The sequence below is a fragment of the Woronichinia naegeliana WA131 genome (assembly GCA_025370055.1).
Taxonomy (GTDB): domain Bacteria; phylum Cyanobacteriota; class Cyanobacteriia; order Cyanobacteriales; family Microcystaceae; genus Woronichinia; species Woronichinia naegeliana.
Map to the genome: position 1 here is coordinate 6,917,705 of CP073041.1, position 17,908 is coordinate 6,935,612.

The window sequence follows — 17,908 nt, forward strand, 5'->3', positions numbered from 1 at the left end:
AACAAGAACAAAAAGACTTGATCGTATCGGAGTTGCTCACCAAAATTATTTAAAGAAAAAATAAAGCTCAAATATTTATTTAAAGAAAAAATAAAGTTAGATAGCTATTTATTGCTTAGTAGGGGAAATTTTCTAGAAAAAATAAAGTTTCAACAAAGTTGGAAAGCAAGAGAAAGCACTTACAGTAGGTTCTAGAGAACAACTCCGCTATGAATCCTAACCACTGGCAAGCGACGAGCAAAGCATTTGTATTATTGCAAGCCTGTAGATCGAATTTTTGAAACGCTATTTGCATCGGCATCAGAAAGTCTGCCGACTATAGATTAAAAATCCCAGCCATAAATTTCAGAGTGCGAATTTAATGTTTAACCAATTAAAAATTAAAACCGACTCAGTCAACATTAACTCTCTTATCGGTACCGTAGCCGTTATTGCTCTGACAAGAATCTTCTTAAGCTCCGCTCCTGCGAATGCCGCCTCAATTACCTACAGCCGGTGGGCGAACATTGGCCCTCAAACAATTGGAGATGGGGATAATGGTAAATTTACTTTAAAAATAACTGATGGCGAGGATGTGGGACAGAAGGGAAAGGCCCTGTTTCAGTTTTCATCGAATACCTTAGCGGATGCTAACTACATTTCGACAGTTTACTTTCAAGATAAGGGCGGATTATTTGCAACGACGACGACGACAACAACAACAACAGCAAAGAATGGCAAGACCACGACCACTACGACCACTAAATATAACGCCTCAGTTTCAACAACCTTTAGTGATGCAGCGGCCAATACCAGTTCACTTAGTGGCTTAGATTTTGCCTACGGAACTGCCACTTTATCTCAAGGTAATAGCATTGGATTCAATACCTCTTTCTCTTTTGACAAGGCCGGATCTGGAGGAAATAAAAGCTCAATTTCACCAGGGGAAACTTTAGGAATATTGGTTGACTTGAGTGCAGGCAAAACCTTTAACGATATTCTGAACAGTCTAACTCAGAACGATAATCTAATTGTTGCTGCTCATATCATTGGTTATGCCAATAGCCGAAGTGATGGTTTTTATTACGGAAACCCCTTTGCTAAAGGTACTACACCTCCTGCTGGAACGGATTCACCAGTTTTCTATGATACCTATAAGACGACAAGTGATCCTAATCCGGCTACCGTAGCTTCCGCTCCTTCTGATACGGTTACTCCCCCTTCTAGCTCGGCAGTTCCTGAACCTTTCACAATTCTGGGATCGGCAACAGCCTTGGGATTAGGTGCATCTTTCAAACGACGTTTAGCCAAAGCGACAAAAGGGGAATAAAGTTCGGTAAATTGGTCGTACAGTTTTTCTCTCTTCAACTGATGCCAATTTCTCTCTTGCTCACTAATCTCTGGCTCCAGGCGATCGCCCTCAATACCGTTTTATTAGCGATCGCTTTTTTGGCCCCGAAAAAATTACTGACCCCCCTGGGTTATCTCCATGCTTGGCTCTTAGGCGTTATCGTCTGGGGATGTTTGGAATGGCAGGGCTATGGCGTGGTCATGTTCTATTTCTTGGTGGGTTCAGGCGTGACCAAAATTGGCCTAGAACGCAAGGAAGCAGAAGGGATTGCTGAAAAGCGGTCAGGGCAACGGGGGCCAGAAAATGTTTGGGGCTCGGCACTCACGGCTACAATCTGTGCCTTATTAACCCTAATTTTTACGCCTGACTGGTATCCTTTCTTAATCCTGGGGTATGTCGCCAGTTTTAGTACCAAATTAGCTGATACTACTGCCAGTGAAGTGGGCAAAGCCTACGGGCAAAGAACTTTTCTGATTACCTCGTTACAACCGGTGCCCAGGGGAACAGAAGGGGCAATGAGTTTGGAAGGTACGATCGCCGGTATTGTGGCCTCTCTCTTAATGGCACTGGTAGCTTGGGGATTCGGTATGATCAACCTCTTGGGGATTGGCCTCTGTGCGATCGCGGCCTTTGTGGCGACCAATATTGAAAGTGTGATCGGTGCAACGCTCCAGAGTCGTTGGTCTTGGTTAACCAATGAAGTGGTAAATATCATTAACACCTTGATCGGAGCCTTATTGGCAATGGGTTTGGCTTGGCTACTTGCTTAAAATCACTCAAACCGGCTCATATAAAGTCGTTCTTTGTCGATAGGGTCTGCCCAGAGATTGAATCGCCCCTTGGAGTTGAGACACCGTTAGACCCGTTCCACCCTTGGCTCCAGCCATTGTCGTAATATGTTCCTCCATCAGGGTTCCGCCTAAATCATCACAGCCCCACTGCAAGGCTGCCGTTGCTCCCGTTAACCCTAACTTGACCCAACTGGGTTGATGATGACGCATCCAAGGGCCAAGATAGAGTCGAGCAACAGCCGTTAGTAGCAGAGTCGGAGCTAACTGGGGTTGATCATGCCCCACCCGTTTTCTGAGAGCTAAGGGAGCCTGTTCTCCCACAAAGGGCAACAGCACAAATTCGCTAATTCGAGTCGGATAGTTTTTTGCTTGAGCCGTTTTTTGCAGCGATCGCAGATGATCTAGATGTTGAATTTGTTGCGCTGGTGTTTCAATATGACCGGAAAGCATGGTGCTAGTGGTCGGCATTCCTAAACGGTGGGCCAAACTGACAATTTCTAACCAAGTCGAGGTAGAGATTTTCTCTGGACAAATTATTTTGCGAACAGAATCGACCAAAACTTCGGCAGCAGTGCCGGGCATGGAATCTAATCCGGCTTCTTGGAGATTAGCAATCACCTGTTCATAGGATAGGTGGTCTTGTCTAGCAATAAATTGAATTTCTTGAGGTGAAAAAGCATGGAGATGGAGTTGGGGAAATTGAGCTTTTAGGGTGGTGATCAAATGACGGTAATAAGCGAGAGTCGAACCCTTTAGCTTTGCCTGGGGATTCAAACCGCCCTGCATACAAATTTCCGTTGCGCCCTGTTCAACAGCCTCCGCCGCCTTGCTCAAAATTTGTTCACTATCTAACCAAAAAGCTCCTTCTGTTTCTGCATCTCGACGGAAAGCACAGAAATTACAATGCTGTTCGCAGATATTGGTAAAATTAATATTGCGATTGATGACATAGGTAACGGTGTCCCCCACCAATTGCGATCGCAGTTGATCTGCAGCTATTTGTATGGCTTGAATCGCTTCAGTTTCTTGGGTCGTCAATAAAAACAGGCCTTCTGAGCAAGTTAGCTCTTGTTGGGCCAAAGCTTTATCTAAAATATGGGTAAGAGATGGCGAGGTGACAGATAAGCTTGATACCATAATGACCTATTTATTGCGGTTGACATTTTCCAGCTCTAATTAAACCAATCCGTTTGGCGATCGCCTCCTCCCGTGAAGAAAAAGGCCCCCAATACTTAGGATAAACTGATATCTGAGCCGGATCTAAGGCTTGTATCTCACAGTTCCCACCGTCTATTTTAAGAATGTACCAATAAACTTGTTCTGTCATATCATTCCTGCCCTGGCCAGGCGATCAATCCCATGAATTCAAATATATCTCAACCGGTTCAAAGACTTTAAGTGATCATGCAAAATTAATTACATACTCAGTCCCGAAGCCTTCAAGCACTTTTGTGAGGGTGTGACCTTTAGTTGATGAAGGAAAAGAAAAGTGTTAACATGGGATGAAAAGTGACAAAGAGGAAACAATGATGACAGCAAAACTAATTAATGTAGAGGGTTCAAAGATAAAAATAGAACTAACATTAGAACTCAGTCGTTCAATGTTGGATACAGAAATAAATATTCAAAAAGGCTTAAACGAAGTAGGTTGCATCGCCAGCAAAGAAGCCTTGAAATATTTAGATACAGATGGTTCACCCTTAAAAATCGGTGAAGAAATCTGGAAGAGTAAGGGAGAGCAACCGAAAGAATATCAAACACCTTATGGTGAGGTTATAGTGAATCGTCATGTATATCAGCGTTCACCTTTGAGGAAAAACGTATTGCCCCTTAGAAAGAGAAGCAAGGATAATCATAACATCAACGCCATTATTGGCAAAACAGGTATCCTCAAAAATGTCAGGGATGGCAGGCAAAGAGGTGAAAAATGATTTATTAGAAAATCATGGTAGAAAAGTAGCGCTATCCTATATCCAAAGATTGAGTGAAGCAGTAGGAAGTGTGGTACAGGCAAAAGAAGAAGCGTGGAGTTATGCCCCGCCCAAGGAGGATAGCCAAATTGCAACAGTGGGAATAGGATTAGATGGAACCTGTATGCTGATGTGTGAGGATGGCTACCGTGAAGCAATGGTGGGAACCGTTTCCCTATACGATAGTGAAGGCGAACGTCAACCTACAATCTATCTAGGTGCGGCACCAGAGTATGGAAAAAAGAGTTTTCTAGAAAGATTAGAAAGAGAAATTGAGCGAGCGAAAAACCGTTATCCAGAGGCAACATTGGTCGGGATAGCAGACGGGGCAGAATCAAATTGGAAGTTTTTAGAAAAGCAAACGGAAGAACAGATATTAGATTTCTATCATGCCTCTGGTTACTTAGGTGCCTTGGCAGAAGCGTTGCATCCGAATACCGTGTCAAAACAAAAAGAATGGTTGACTGAAAATTGTCGAGAACTCAAGCATGAAAAAGGAAAAGCAGGAGAACTGCTAAATCTGATGAAAGAAGTCAAAGAAGAAAAAAGTCATTCTAAGAATCTTACCGAGAAACTACAAGCGGCGATTACTTATTACGAGAATCATCAGCATCAAATGGATTATGCTGAATACATAGAGAAAAAGTATCCGATTGGTTCAGGTGTTACGGAAGCAGCTTGTAAGACGTTGGTCAAACAACGATTATGTTGTTCAGGGATGCGATGGAAGGAAAAAGGAGCAGGAATTATTTTGAGCCTACGAGCTTTGGTATTGACCAAGGAACGATGGAGTCAATTTTGGGCAAAACTTGATCAATATGGGTTCCCTGTAGAACCCTGATTACAACAGCTTTTATCAACTAAAGGTCGCACCCGCTCATAAGGGTGTGACCTTTAGTTGATGAAGGAAAAGAAAAGTGTTAACATGAGATGAAAAGGGGTGCATCCCACTTAAGATAATACATTGACACTCAAAAGAGGAGAGTGATTGAGATAAGCACATCGTAGCCGAAGAATACGAGAAACATTATGAAGATGCCAACGTGCTCCCGACAATTTAACCCTAGCTCCCACCTGTTTAATCTTAGACTCCACATCACCAGAACCAATCACAATACCAAGCTGTTGATAGTATTGGTAATCAGGGATACGCTGATAATACTTCGTCAAATAGGCTTGAAAATTCTTTGCCCTCTTGCTTTTGACTCCATCAAACGCATCTATTGCCTTGTTTGCCTTGTTCACAAAACCCCGCCACAGTAAATGCTCCACTGCTTCTAGCCGTTTGAGAGAGCCACCCACTTTGAACAGATTCTCCTTGAGATGATACCAATCCAACACCTCTCGTCGTATCAGCCACGATTGAGTGGCGAAACTCTCTACCGCATTCCAGATTCCGGGATGACCATCTCCCAAAAAGGTCACTATTGGGGACAAAGGTTGAACATTGCTCCAATTCTTTAAGCCCTCTGGGTCTTGGAAAAAGGCTTCACAGACATTGCCATGAAGACTCACCAGTTTATAATCTCGCCACTGTCCCCCTTCCTTCTCCTCGCCCCGCAGACAAATCTTTCCCCCATCTATACTGACCCCCGCACTCTCTGACTGAGCTTGAGCTAAGGGCAGTTCTGTCCGTTCTACCAAGCGATGTAAACTGCTATGTCCTACTTTTATCCCCATCAACTCCTCTATATCTTCTTCTGCTTGTTGGTAGGATGTTTTCGCACTGGCTCTTAGACAGCATTTCTCTAAACCTGGACTTAAGACGATTTTTGGCGACACCTTTAGTTTTCTGGCTTGTTTTTGGCTTATTTCCACTTCTCCGACTAGGGTTTTGATTTTTCGCTTGTTTCCAGACCGTTTTTTTCCCCCTTCTGAAAAAAAAACTCCCCCATTGTTGGCCCCACAATTTCTAACATCTGGGTTCTGACTTCTACTTCGATGCTTCCAAAGTCCTTCTGTTTCTCTGGTTCCGTATATTTGCGCAGGATACGGGCTGATTCGGTGAGATGCTGTTTTAACAGTGCTTTTTCTTCTGGGGGAATCGGTAACATACTTTTTTCGCTCATCAGTTTTTTTCCATTTTACCCCAGATTCTATGTACTACTTTATCCGGGATGTACCCGATGAAAAGTGACAAAGAGGAAACAATGATGACAGCAAAACTAATTAGGGTCTGCTGAAAAAGTCCACAAAACGAACCTAGATGCCACAGGAGGCGAAAAATGGTGACTTCAGAGAGTAGTTTCCAATTTCAACCCCCAGTTTTCCAACGACGTGCATGGGCTTTGAGCCTCCAAAGGCCATAACCTTGCACCTGATCGTTTTTAAAATGCTTGAAAGCATTATCTGGCAAGGGTTCTATACTTATTCAGCAAGCCCTAATTAATGTAGAGGGTTCAAAGATAAAAATAGAACTAACATTAGAACTAAGTCGTTCAATGTTGGATACAGAAATAAATATTCAAAAAGGCTTAAACGAAGTAGGTTGCATCGCCAGCAAAGAAGCCTTGAAATATTTAGATACAGATGGTTCACCCTTAAAAATCGGTGAAGAAATCTGGAAGAGTAAGGGAGAGCAACCGAAAGAATATCAAACACCTTATGGTGAGGTTATAGTGAATCGTCATGTATATCAGCGTTCACCTTTGAGGAAAAACGTATTGCCCCTTAGAAAGAGAAGCAAGGATAATCATAACATCAACGCCATTATTGGCAAAACAGGTATCCTCAAAAATGTCAGGGATGGCAGGCAAAGAGGTGAAAAATGATTTATTAGAAAATCATGGTAGAAAAGTAGCGCTATCCTATATCCAAAGATTGAGTGAAGCAGTAGGAAGTGTGGTACAGGCAAAAGAAGAAGCGTGGAGTTATGCCCCGCCCAAGGAGGATAGCCAAATTGCAACAGTGGGAATAGGATTAGATGGAACCTGTATGCTGATGTGTGAGGATGGCTACCGTGAAGCAATGGTGGGAACCGTTTCCCTATACGATAGTGAAGGCGAACGTCAACATACAATCTATCTAGGTGCGGCACCAGAGTATGGAAAAAAGAGTTTTCTAGAAAGATTAGAAAGAGAAATTGAGCGAGCGAAAAACCGTTATCCAGAGGCAACATTGGTCGGGATAGCAGACGGGGCAGAATCAAATTGGAAGTTTTTAGAAAAGCAAACGGAAGAACAGATATTAGATTTCTATCATGCCTCTGGTTACTTAGGTGCCTTGGCAGAAGCGTTGCATCCGAATACCGTGTCAAAACAAAAAGAATGGTTGACTGAAAATTGTCGAGAACTCAAGCATGAAAAAGGAAAAGCAGGAGAACTGCTAAATCTGATGAAAGAAGTCAAAGAAGAAAAAAGTCATTCTAAGAATCTTACCGAGAAACTACAAGCGGCGATTACTTATTACGAGAATCATCAGCATCAAATGGATTATGCTGAATACTTAGAGAAAAAGTATCCGATTGGTTCAGGTGTTACGGAAGCAGCTTGTAAGACGTTGGTCAAACAACGATTATGTTGTTCAGGGATGCGATGGAAGGAAAAAGGAGCAGGAATTATTTTGAGCCTACGAGCTTTGGTATTGACCAAGGAACGATGGAGTCAATTTTGGGCAAAACTTGATCAATATGGGTTCCCTGTAGAACCCTGATTACAACAGCTTTTATCAACTAAAGGTCGCACACCTCCAGTTCCATTGAGTTTTCCAAAATTTAATTTATTGAGTGCAGACTGGGCTGAACTAGGAGTCATAAGCTTGACATACTTTAAATAATTGTAATGAATAAATTATAGCAAGCTTTTAACTCTTTTCTGCTTAAAATTGATGATTTATCAATTTATTAGCTCCAAAATATACGCTCCAAATTCGTCCTTTTTTCAATCTCTAATTGATGATGTTCTTAGATTGAATCCTAATCACACACTGTCTTTTTTTCTCCAAGACGAGTAACCCGTCAAAACCCATACTCTGTAAGGTTTCTGGGTTTCGTACTCATTCTTTTTGTGAGAAATGCGGGAAACAGCGCAACGGCAAGCAGGACGTTTTGTGTTAAGTAATGAGACGAAATTATTTACACATGACTTTGATGTTATACAAGCTTTTCAGTCTGATTTTTGTGTAATTAATTTTGTACAGCTACTTAGCGACCAACCAGTTAGATAAAGAGTCATGGAGTGATGAACAACTGCTTGTTCACTACAAGCAACAGCAAGGCATAGAGAGCAGCAATTCTAAATTTCAGCAATTCTCAGTTTTAGACACAGCAAGCCTTTTAGGGATTTAAAGAACATTTTAAAGGGGTTTTTGGGGCAATCCTAGGCGTACTATTGTGCCTAAAAGCTTGAAGACTCGTAAAATGAACTTGTTAATCCCGTTGAATTTTCCCCCGTATTACGCGAACTAAAATCTGAAACCCTTGCTACAGTGCAAATTTAGAATTGCTGCTAAAAGATTAAGTAATTTCGCTAATTCATAATTGTTGGTGTCAATATTTTGCCAATCCTCCTATTTGGGGCTTGCTGAATAAGGATGAAATCCTTGCTAGACAATACTTTCAGGCATTTTACAAGGGTGTGACCTCTAATTGATAAATCCTTGTTTAATGAGTCCTTTTGCCGGTAGATACTTCAGAACATCGTATGTTACGATTGATTGAAAAATCGATGTCCAGTAAACTTTTTAAAAACCTTATTTAATATCAACTAGAGGTCGCACCCTTTTACAAACGATCAGATGCAAGGTTATGGCATTTGGAGGCTCAAAATCCATGCACTTTGCTGGAAAAATGTGAGGTAAAACTGGAAACTGAGCTCTGAAGTCACCATTTTTCGCACCCTGTGGCATCTAGGTTCGTTTTGTGGACTTTTTCAGCAAGCCCTATTTGAAGCTAAATATACTCATGAATATCACTCCCGTGAACTAGCTGCTAAAACCTGTAGAAGAAAATTGTTATCCATCGCCGCCAAATAACGCTTCATCTTCAAGCTTTTTTGAGATGGCTCATGTTTAAGCAAATTAATACTTAAACGACGGAGCAAGCCCAAATTATCAGCCGCATTACCTTGACGCACTCGACTCGCATCCTCATTAAAAGTGACATCTAAAACCCAATGCAGACTATTTTCAATACTCCAGTGAGAACGAATCACATGGCTATGACGTTCGGCATCCGTAGGAAGACTGCTAATATAATAGCGAAACGTCTCTGTTGTTTTATGACCGAATTGAGTTTTACTTTTAACGGGTGCGACCTTTAGTTGATAAAAGCTGTTGTAATCAGGGTTCTACAGGGAACCCTGATTGATCAAGTTTTGCCCAAAATTGACTCCATCGTTCCTTGGTCAATACCAAAGCTCGTAGGCTCAAAATAATTCCTGCTCCTTTTTCCTTCCATCGCATCCCTGAACAACATAATCGTTGTTTGACCAACGTCTTACAAGCTGCTTCCGTAACACCTGAACCAATCGGATACTTTTTCTCTAAGTATTCAGCATAATCCATTTGATGCTGATGATTCTCGTAATAAGTAATCGCCGCTTGTAGTTTCTCGGTAAGATTCTTAGAATGACTTTTTTCTTCTTTGACTTCTTTCATCAGATTTAGCAGTTCTCCTGCTTTTCCTTTTTCATGCTTGAGTTCTCGACAATTTTCAGTCAACCATTCTTTTTGTTTTGACACGGTATTCGGATGCAACGCTTCTGCCAAGGCACCTAAGTAACCAGAGGCATGATAGAAATCTAATATCTGTTCTTCCGTTTGCTTTTCTAAAAACTTCCAATTTGATTCTGCCCCGTCTGCTATCCCGACCAATGTTGCCTCTGGATAACGGTTTTTCGCTCGCTCAATTTCTCTTTCTAATCTTTCTAGAAAACTCTTTTTTCCATACTCTGGTGCCGCACCTAGATAGATTGTATGTTGACGTTCGCCTTCACTATCGTATAGGGAAACGGTTCCCACCATTGCTTCACGGTAGCCATCCTCACACATCAGCATACAGGTTCCATCTAATCCTATTCCCACTGTTGCAATTTGGCTATCCTCCTTGGGCGGGGCATAACTCCACGCTTCTTCTTTTGCCTGTACCACACTTCCTACTGCTTCACTCAATCTTTGGATATAGGATAGCGCTACTTTTCTACCATGATTTTCTAATAAATCATTTTTCACCTCTTTGCCTGCCATCCCTGACATTTTTGAGGATACCTGTTTTGCCAATAATGGCGTTGATGTTATGATTATCCTTGCTTCTCTTTCTAAGGGGCAATACGTTTTTCCTCAAAGGTGAACGCTGATATACATGACGATTCACTATAACCTCACCATAAGGTGTTTGATATTCTTTCGGTTGCTCTCCCTTACTCTTCCAGATTTCTTCACCGATTTTTAAGGGTGAACCATCTGTATCTAAATATTTCAAGGCTTCTTTGCTGGCGATGCAACCTACTTCGTTTAAGCCTTTTTGAATATTTATTTCTGTATCCAACATTGAACGACTTAGTTCTAATGTTAGTTCTATTTTTATCTTTGAACCCTCTACATTAATTAGGGCTTGCTGAAAAAAGCTGAAACCTTTACGGAGAAAAATAGTAGGCGAATTAAGAACCGCTAGAATGCACGAAAATAGGGTAGAATGCCTCAAAACCATTGCATTAAGAAGAGAGAAAGCAGATGTACCGAAAGCAACAGTACTCAATTGAAACACCAGAAAACTTGAAAAATCTGTTCGGCGGGCAGTTAGACGAAGAAAATCGTTGGATAGAAATGTCAAAAATGATTCTTTGGGAAGAATATGAGGAAGAATATGCAAAAAACTTCACAGAAAAAAAAGGAGCCCCAGCCAAATCATTTAGAATGGCATTAGGAGCATTAATTATCAAAGAAATTTCAGGAAAAAGTGACAGAGAAACAGTAGAACAAATAAAAGAGAACCCTTATTTACAGTACTTTATAGGAATGGAAAGCTATAGTAGCAAAGAAGCATTTAATGCGTCAATGATGGTTCATTTTCGTAAAAAAATAGGAATGGAATTAATAAATAAAATTAATAAAGAAATAGAAAAAAAGCGACGGGTGTAGCGTCAGAAAAAAAAGAAAATGAAGGAAAGTTATTGTTAGATGCGACTTGTACACCAGCAGATATAAAATATCCAACGGATATAGGAATATTGAATGATGCCAGAGAAAAAACAGAAAAAATAATAGATAAGCTGTATGAAGAAATAAAAGAGAAAAGGAAAGAAAAGCCGAGGACTTATAGGGAAGTGGCAAGAAAAGAGTACTTAGCCATAGCAAAAAAACGTCGTGTGTCAAAAAAAGAAAGAAGAAAAGGAACAAAAAAACAACTAGGATATATAAAAAGAAACTTGTCTCATATAGAAAAAATGATAGAAGAGGGAGCAAAGTTAGAAAAACTAACGAAAAAAGAGCAAGAAGAGCTTGTAACGATAGGAAAAGTGTATGAGCAACAGTTAGAAATGTATGAAAAAAAGACAAATAAAGTAGAAAACAGAATTGTGAGTGTAAGCCAACCTCACGTGCGTCCAATAGTGCGTGGAAAAGCGGGAAAAGCAGTAGAGTTTGGAGCTAAAATATCGGCAAGTAATGTGAATGGCTTTGTCTTCTTAGACAAATTAAGTTGGGATAAATAGGGCTTGCTGAAAAAAGCTGAAACCTTTACGGAGAAAAATAGTAGGCGAATTAAGAACCGCTAGAATGCACGAAAATAGGGTAGAATGCCTCAAAACCATTGCATTAAGAAGAGAGAAAGCAGATGTACCGAAAGCAAAAGTACTCAATTGAAACACCAGAAAACTTGAAAAATCTGTTCGGCGGGCAGTTAGACGAAGAAAATCGTTGGATAGAAATGTCAAAAATGATTCCCTGGGAAGAATATGAGGAAGAATATGCAAAAAACTTCACAGAAAAAAAAGGAGCCCCAGCCAAATCATTTAGAATGGCATTAGGAGCATTAATTATCAAAGAAATTTCAGGAAAAAGTGACAGAGAAACAGTAGAACAAATAAAAGAGAACCCTTATTTACAGTACTTTATAGGAATGGAAAGCTATAGTAGCAAAGAAGCATTTAATGCGTCAATGATGGTTCATTTTCGTAAAAAAATAGGAATGGAATTAATAAATAAAATTAATAAAGAAATAGAAAAAAAAGCGACGGGTGTAGCGTCAGAAAAAAAAGAAAATGAAGGAAAGTTATTGTTAGATGCGACTTGTACACCAGCAGATATAAAATATCCAACGGATATAGGAATATTGAATGATGCCAGAGAAAAAACAGAAAAAATAATAGATAAGCTGTATGAAGAAATAAAAGAGAAAAGGAAAGAAAAGCCGAGGACTTATAGGGAAGTGGCAAGAAAAGAGTACTTAGCCATAGCAAAAAAACGTCGTGTGTCAAAAAAAGAAAGAAGAAAAGGAACAAAAAAACAACTAGGATATATAAAAAGAAACTTGTCTCATATAGAAAAAATGATAGAAGAGGGAGCAAAGTTAGAAAAACTAACGAAAAAAGAGCAAGAAGAGCTTGTAACGATAGGAAAAGTGTATGAGCAACAGTTAGAAATGTATGAAAAAAAGACAAATAAAGTAGAAAACAGAATTGTGAGTGTAAGCCAACCTCACGTGCGTCCAATAGTGCGTGAAAAAGCGGGAAAAGCAGTAGAGTTTGGAGCTAAAATATCGGCAAGTAATGTGAATGGCTTTGTCTTCTTAGACAAATTAAGTTGGGATAATTACAACGAATCGGGAGATTTACAAGCGCGAATAGAAGAATATAAAAGGGAAACAGGATGTTATCCGGAATCGGTTCATGTGGATAAAATCTATCGAACAAAAGCGAATCGAGCTTATTGTAAAGAAAGGGATATAAGAATGAGTGGTCCCCGATTGGGAAGACCGCCGAAAGAGGTGAGCAAAGAAAAAAAGAAAGAGGCACGCTCAGATGAAAGAGTGCGTAATGCCATTGAGGGTAAATTCGGACAGGGAAAGAGGAAATTTAGTCTTGGTCGAGTGATGGCCAAACTACCTGAGACCTCGGAAACGGTAATTGCGATGAACTTTTTGGTAATGAATCTTTCTACTCTACTTCAGAAGACAAAAAGTAAAAAGTTGTAGAGTCGTTTTTCTTGTGAAAAATGGTGTTAATTTTCCTCTCTTTTGTGAGGAGTGATTTGTGTTGACCTTTTTAGACAGAAAGGAACAATAGATTAAACAAAATCTGTATTTTGATTTGTTTCCATAAGGATAAGTTATCTATGCTTTTTCAGTCCATACTTCCCTAACCCACATTTCTTTCGTTTTTTGACTTTTTCAGCAAGCCCTAATTAGTTTTGCTGTCATCATTGTTTCCTCTTTGTCACTTTTCATCTCATGTTAACACTTTTCTTTTCCTTCATCAACTAAAGGTCACACCCTGCTGAATAAGGATGAAATCCTTGCTAGACAATACTTTCAGGCATTTTACAAACGATCAGATGCAAGGTTATGGCATTTGGAGGCTCAAAATCCATGCACTTTGCTGGAAAAATGTGAGGTAAAACTGGAAACTGAGCTCTGAAGTCACCATTTTTCGCGCCCTGTGGCATCTAGGTTCGTTTTGTGGACTTTTTCAGCAAGCCCTATTTGAAGCTAAATATACTCATGAATATCACTCCAGTGAACTAGCTGCTAAAACCTGTAGAAGAAAATTGTTGTCCATCGCCGCCAAATAACGCTTCATCTTCAAGCTTTTTTGAGATGGCTCATGTTTAAGCAAATTAATACTTAAACGACGGAGCAAGCCCAAATTATCAGCCGCATTACCTTGACGCACTCGACTCGCATCCTCATTAAAAGTGACATCTAAAACCCAATGCAGACTATTTTCAATACTCCAGTGAGAACGAATCACATGGCTATGACGTTCGGCATCCGTAGGAAGACTGCTAATATAATAGCGAAACGTCTCTGTTGTTTTATGACCGAATTGAGTTTTACTTTTAACCATCACAACAGTTGCTAAACCGACCCACTGATTTTGGCGATGCAATGCGGAAAGCTGATTGATTGACACTGTCCAGACTTGACGAGTTTCTAAACGGTAATGTCCTTTTTCTGTCTTCTCATGATAACTGTATTCAATTCCTTGCCAGTTCTGAGCGACCGCTTGTTTAAACCAATCCCTAACTTGTTTATTAAGTTTGCCCTGATTTCCTTTGAGAGCCAATACATAGTCACCTTCACCTTGCTTTATTTGTTTTGCGATTTCTGTCTGCGTTCCCATTGCATCTAGGGTTACTACTGCCCCCTTGATGTTAAGTAACTTCAGTAACAAGGGGACTGCTTTTATTTCATTAGATTTACTATCTACTTTCTTTTGCGCTAACATCAGTCCCCGCTCACTACTCCACGCACTTATGCTGTGTAACGCATTTAGTCCTTTTTCCCTATCATAAGAACCTCTTTTCGTTTTTCCATCTATCTGTATCAGCTCTATGTCCATTTTCTCCGTTAGACTGCTTATCCAGCTCAGAAAACTTTTTTCTAGTTCTTCTGTTTCCAACATTCCAAATACTCTTCCAAAGGTATCGTGAGAGGGAATTCCCTTTGGTAACTCTAGAAACATTTCTAGCCATTCTCGTTTGGCTTTGCCATAGGCTTCAATTGCTACGAAGCCATCTGCCCCTGACAATACTGCCAATATTCCTATGGTGACAATTGCTGTTAAGTTATGGTCTTGCCTTCTCCCTGTTCTCGGTTCTTTTAGGCACTGAAAATGTTTCAGTATGCTTCTTTTGATAATTTTGACTTCTTTTTCTTGTTGTGGGGTTAGAACTCTTGCGCCGAAGCCTTTTGCCATCTTTGACCTCACTCACTTACTTTTTTTAAATAATAAGCTGTCATCACTCTAAGTGGATATAAGGTAGAATATATAGACTTACTTTTTTGTATGACTATGCTGACGTTAAACTTCTTAGACCAAAAGACCAAGAAAGAGCTACAAAAAGCCCTTAAAACGGAAGAGCACGCAGTTACAAGAGAGAGAATATTGATTATGTTACTGAGAAATGAAGGAAAAACGTATGATGAAATATCAGGATTATTAGGATGTTGCAAACGACAAGTGTGGTACTGGTGCAATAATGGAAATCCGAAAGAGATAGAAAGCTTAAGAGACAAAAGAAAAAAAGGAAATCACAGGAAAGTAACAGAAGAATACATAGAGAAATTGACGGAGATAATAATCAAAGAGCCTGAAGAGTTTGGATATGAATTTGGACGTTGGACAGTAGCAAGACTATCAACTCATATGGAAAAAGAAACGGGTATATTGTTAGGAAATACACAACTTAGAAATATGCTTAAAAAAAAGCGATTTGTCTACATCTGGGCAAAATATAGTCTAGAAGATAAAAAAGATGAGCAAAAAAGAGAGGAATTTAGAAAGAAAGTTGAAGAGTACAAGAAGCTTTTGAAAGAAAAGCCAGAATCAATCCAGATATGGTTTTGGGATGAAAGTGGCTTCAGCTTAAGAGTAATACGGAGAAAACATTGGACAAAAAAAGGAAAGCGTAAAAAAGTGAGGGGAGATAGAAGAAAAGGAAGAGTCAATGTAATGGGTGGTATTAGATATACTGACAAAAAACGGTGGGTTGATTTGATTCCCACTGGTAACTCTCAGAACTTCAAGAGTGTATTATTAAAATTTTACAAAGACATACAAAGAGAATGGATAGAACAAGGAAATAAAAAAGAAGACTTTGAAAAGAATGGTCCGAAGATTGTGATTATTTTAGATAATGCGAGCTTCCACAAAAAGCAAGAAATTCTAGACGAGAGCACGGAAGAAATGCCAAACATTATTTTGGAGTTTTTACCCCCCTATAGTCCCGATTATAATTTAATGGAATTGGTATGGCATTCAGCAAAAGAATATATTGCAAATAAATTATTCAAATCAATTGAAGAATTAGAATCTCTCATCCATAAACTTCTTAATGAAGGTGGATTGACAATATGTTGGGGACGTAAAATCAAAAACAAGGGCTCAAGTATTATTGCAAGTTAAACTGATGACAGCTTAATAGCCTTTTCTTCTCTTAGATGACTGCTTCTTTTTTACACTATATTTCTCTCTTTTTGTCTGTATTTTTTGTAACAAATAAGATGCGATTACCCTGTAAAAACCACCTTAATAGAGACATTAACATCAGCTTTAGAACAACACTACGGAAAGTTCGGTTATCTACTGTCAGTTATTCCTTTTGATTCATGGCTGAGTAGTCCTCGTCTTTCAGAAATTCGGGATAAATTGCAGACAGAAGTAATTTTAGGAGCGAATTTTCTTAATAAATTAGTTGCTCATTATTTAATTGTGGCCATGCAGGTTGATCACGCTCTAGATTGGCTAACGGAAGAGAATACTCTGATTATTACGCCTGGCGATCGCGGAGATGCCATTTTAGGGATGATCCAAGCCCATCAATCTATTAATTATCCTCAAATTGCAGGAATTTTATTAACCACCGGTTTTAAACTCGCACCTCCTATTTTAAAACTTTTGGAAGGTTTGCCTGAATGTCCTCCTTTATTAACGGTTGATGCTAATACCTATGATACTACCGCTAGTTTAGGTAAAATTTATAGCTCTTTAACTCTTCAGGATCAAGAAAAAATTGATCGTAGTATTCAACTCTTTGAGCAATATATTGACCTAGAAAAACTAGAAAACAACATCCAAACAGTTCAGGTAAAAGGAATTACCCCCAAACTCTTTATTTATAGTTTACTTCAACAAGCGAAGAGCCATAAACAGCATATTGTCTTGCCAGAAGGCCATGAACCCCGCATTTTAAAAGCCGCCGCAATTTTATCAACCCAAGAGATTGTTAATCTAACCCTATTAGGTAAAAAAGCAGAAATTGAAGCGATTATCAAAAAACAGAATATTCCTCTCGATCTTGATAAAGTTACTATTATTAATCCTCAAGAAGCTGACTGCTTCGAGAGATATGTGCAAACTTTTTATGAATTACGGAAAAATAAAGGGTTAACTCTAGATGCTGCCAGGGATAATTTAACTGATATTTCCTATTTTGGTACAATGATGGTCTATTTGGGAGATGCTGATGGCATGGTTTCTGGTTCCGTTAATACGACTCAGCATACCGTTCGTCCAGCCTTACAAATCATTAAAACTAAACCTGGATTTTCTTTAGTTTCCTCGGTCTTTTTCATGTGTTTAGAAGATCGGGTTTTAGTCTATGGCGATTGTGCTGTCAAGCCTAATCCAACGGCGGAACAATTAGCAGAAATTGCCCTATCTTCTGCGGAAACAGCCCAGATTTTTGGCATTATTCCCAAAGTTGCTCTATTATCCTATTCCTCCGGCAGTTCGGGTCAAGGTGAAGAGGTGGAAAAAGTCCGAACAGCGACTCAATTAGCGAAGGCCAGAAATCCTCAACTTCTGTTAGAAGGGCCAATTCAATACGATGCAGCCGTTGATCCCATTGTCGCAGCCCAAAAATTGCCCCATTCCCTGGTCGCAGGTCAGGCCAATGTCTTCATTTTTCCAGATCTGAATACGGGCAATAACACCTATAAAGCCGTTCAACGGGAAACTAAAGCGATCGCGATCGGTCCTATTTTGCAAGGTCTAAAAAAACCTGTTAATGATTTAAGCCGAGGCTGTACAGTAGAAGATATTGTCAATACGGTGGTGATCACTGCCATTCAAGCAGGCAATTTAGCAGTGTACAGTGACTAATTATCTGTCGCCGAACAATGCGAGGAAAGAGAGTCTGGCACTATGCCATCCCAAATG

At 39.7% G+C, this 17,908-nt stretch carries 8 protein-coding genes and 7 pseudogenes; 8 read left to right on the forward strand and 7 right to left on the reverse strand.

Going from position 1 to position 17,908, the window contains the following annotated elements:
- The first annotated feature begins 361 nt into the window (after positions 1 to 361).
- Complete coding sequence (locus KA717_35220) at positions 362 to 1,309, forward strand: PEP-CTERM sorting domain-containing protein (protein ID UXE60703.1); 948 nt, start codon at positions 362 to 364, stop codon at positions 1,307 to 1,309.
- A 41-nt stretch (positions 1,310 to 1,350) separates the two neighbouring features.
- Entirely contained in the window at positions 1,351 to 2,100 is a 750-nt protein-coding gene (locus KA717_35225; GenBank protein UXE60704.1) for a TIGR00297 family protein, read from the forward strand.
- Between the two features lie 6 nt (positions 2,101 to 2,106).
- Here KA717_35225 and cofH read toward each other — a convergent pair whose 3' ends face one another.
- Both cofH and KA717_35235 read right to left on the reverse strand, forming a co-directional pair.
- Positions 2,107 to 3,261 carry a 7,8-didemethyl-8-hydroxy-5-deazariboflavin synthase subunit CofH gene (cofH, locus tag KA717_35230; GenBank protein UXE64869.1) on the reverse strand — a complete coding sequence of 385 codons (1,155 nt, stop codon included), beginning with the start codon at positions 3,259 to 3,261 and terminating at the stop codon, positions 2,107 to 2,109.
- A gap of 7 nt (positions 3,262 to 3,268) precedes the next feature.
- A complete protein-coding gene (locus tag KA717_35235; GenBank protein UXE60705.1) occupies positions 3,269 to 3,448 on the reverse strand; it encodes a hypothetical protein in 180 nt (59 codons plus the stop codon).
- Between the two features lie 202 nt (positions 3,449 to 3,650).
- On the opposite strand from KA717_35235, the pseudogene KA717_35240 reads away from it, so the two are divergent.
- Positions 3,651 to 4,932 (forward strand): annotated as a pseudogene (locus tag KA717_35240) (ISKra4 family transposase).
- A gap of 110 nt (positions 4,933 to 5,042) precedes the next feature.
- Here KA717_35240 and KA717_35245 read toward each other — a convergent pair.
- Positions 5,043 to 5,930 (reverse strand): ISKra4 family transposase, encoded by an 888-nt coding sequence (locus tag KA717_35245; protein UXE64870.1) that lies wholly within the window; start codon positions 5,928 to 5,930, stop codon positions 5,043 to 5,045.
- A complete protein-coding gene (locus tag KA717_35250) occupies positions 5,918 to 6,160 on the reverse strand; it encodes a hypothetical protein (protein UXE60706.1) in 243 nt (80 codons plus the stop codon). Before KA717_35250 ends, KA717_35245 begins: the two co-directional genes overlap by 13 nt.
- A 315-nt stretch (positions 6,161 to 6,475) precedes the next feature.
- On the opposite strand from KA717_35250, the pseudogene KA717_35255 reads away from it, so the two are divergent.
- Positions 6,476 to 7,742 (forward strand): annotated as a pseudogene (locus tag KA717_35255) (ISKra4 family transposase).
- Positions 7,743 to 8,998: 1,256 nt separating this feature from the next.
- On the opposite strand, the pseudogene KA717_35260 reads toward KA717_35255, so the two are convergent.
- Together KA717_35260 and KA717_35265 are read right to left on the reverse strand one after the other, a co-directional pair.
- Positions 8,999 to 9,283 (reverse strand): annotated as a pseudogene (locus KA717_35260) (ISAs1 family transposase).
- Positions 9,284 to 9,368: 85 nt separating this feature from the next.
- Positions 9,369 to 10,635: pseudogene (locus KA717_35265) on the reverse strand (ISKra4 family transposase).
- Between the two features lie 125 nt (positions 10,636 to 10,760).
- Between KA717_35265 and KA717_35270 the strand changes: the two are divergent.
- Positions 10,761 to 11,731: pseudogene (locus KA717_35270) on the forward strand (IS5 family transposase).
- A 131-nt stretch (positions 11,732 to 11,862) separates the two neighbouring features.
- Positions 11,863 to 13,200 (forward strand): annotated as a pseudogene (locus tag KA717_35275) (IS5 family transposase).
- Between the two features lie 553 nt (positions 13,201 to 13,753).
- Here KA717_35275 and KA717_35280 read toward each other — a convergent pair.
- Positions 13,754 to 14,944 carry an ISAs1 family transposase gene (locus KA717_35280; protein ID UXE60707.1) on the reverse strand — a complete coding sequence of 397 codons (1,191 nt, stop codon included), beginning with the start codon at positions 14,942 to 14,944 and terminating at the stop codon, positions 13,754 to 13,756.
- 96 nt (positions 14,945 to 15,040) lie between these two features.
- Here KA717_35280 and KA717_35285 point away from each other — a divergent pair, with 96 nt between their 5' ends.
- The gene (locus KA717_35285; protein UXE64871.1) at positions 15,041 to 16,153 is read left to right on the forward strand and encodes an IS630 family transposase; all 1,113 of its coding nucleotides are present in this window, start codon (positions 15,041 to 15,043) and stop codon (positions 16,151 to 16,153) included.
- A 177-nt stretch (positions 16,154 to 16,330) separates the two neighbouring features.
- A pseudogene (gene pta, locus KA717_35290) lies at positions 16,331 to 17,851 on the forward strand (phosphate acetyltransferase).
- Positions 17,852 to 17,908: the final 57 nt, after the last annotated feature.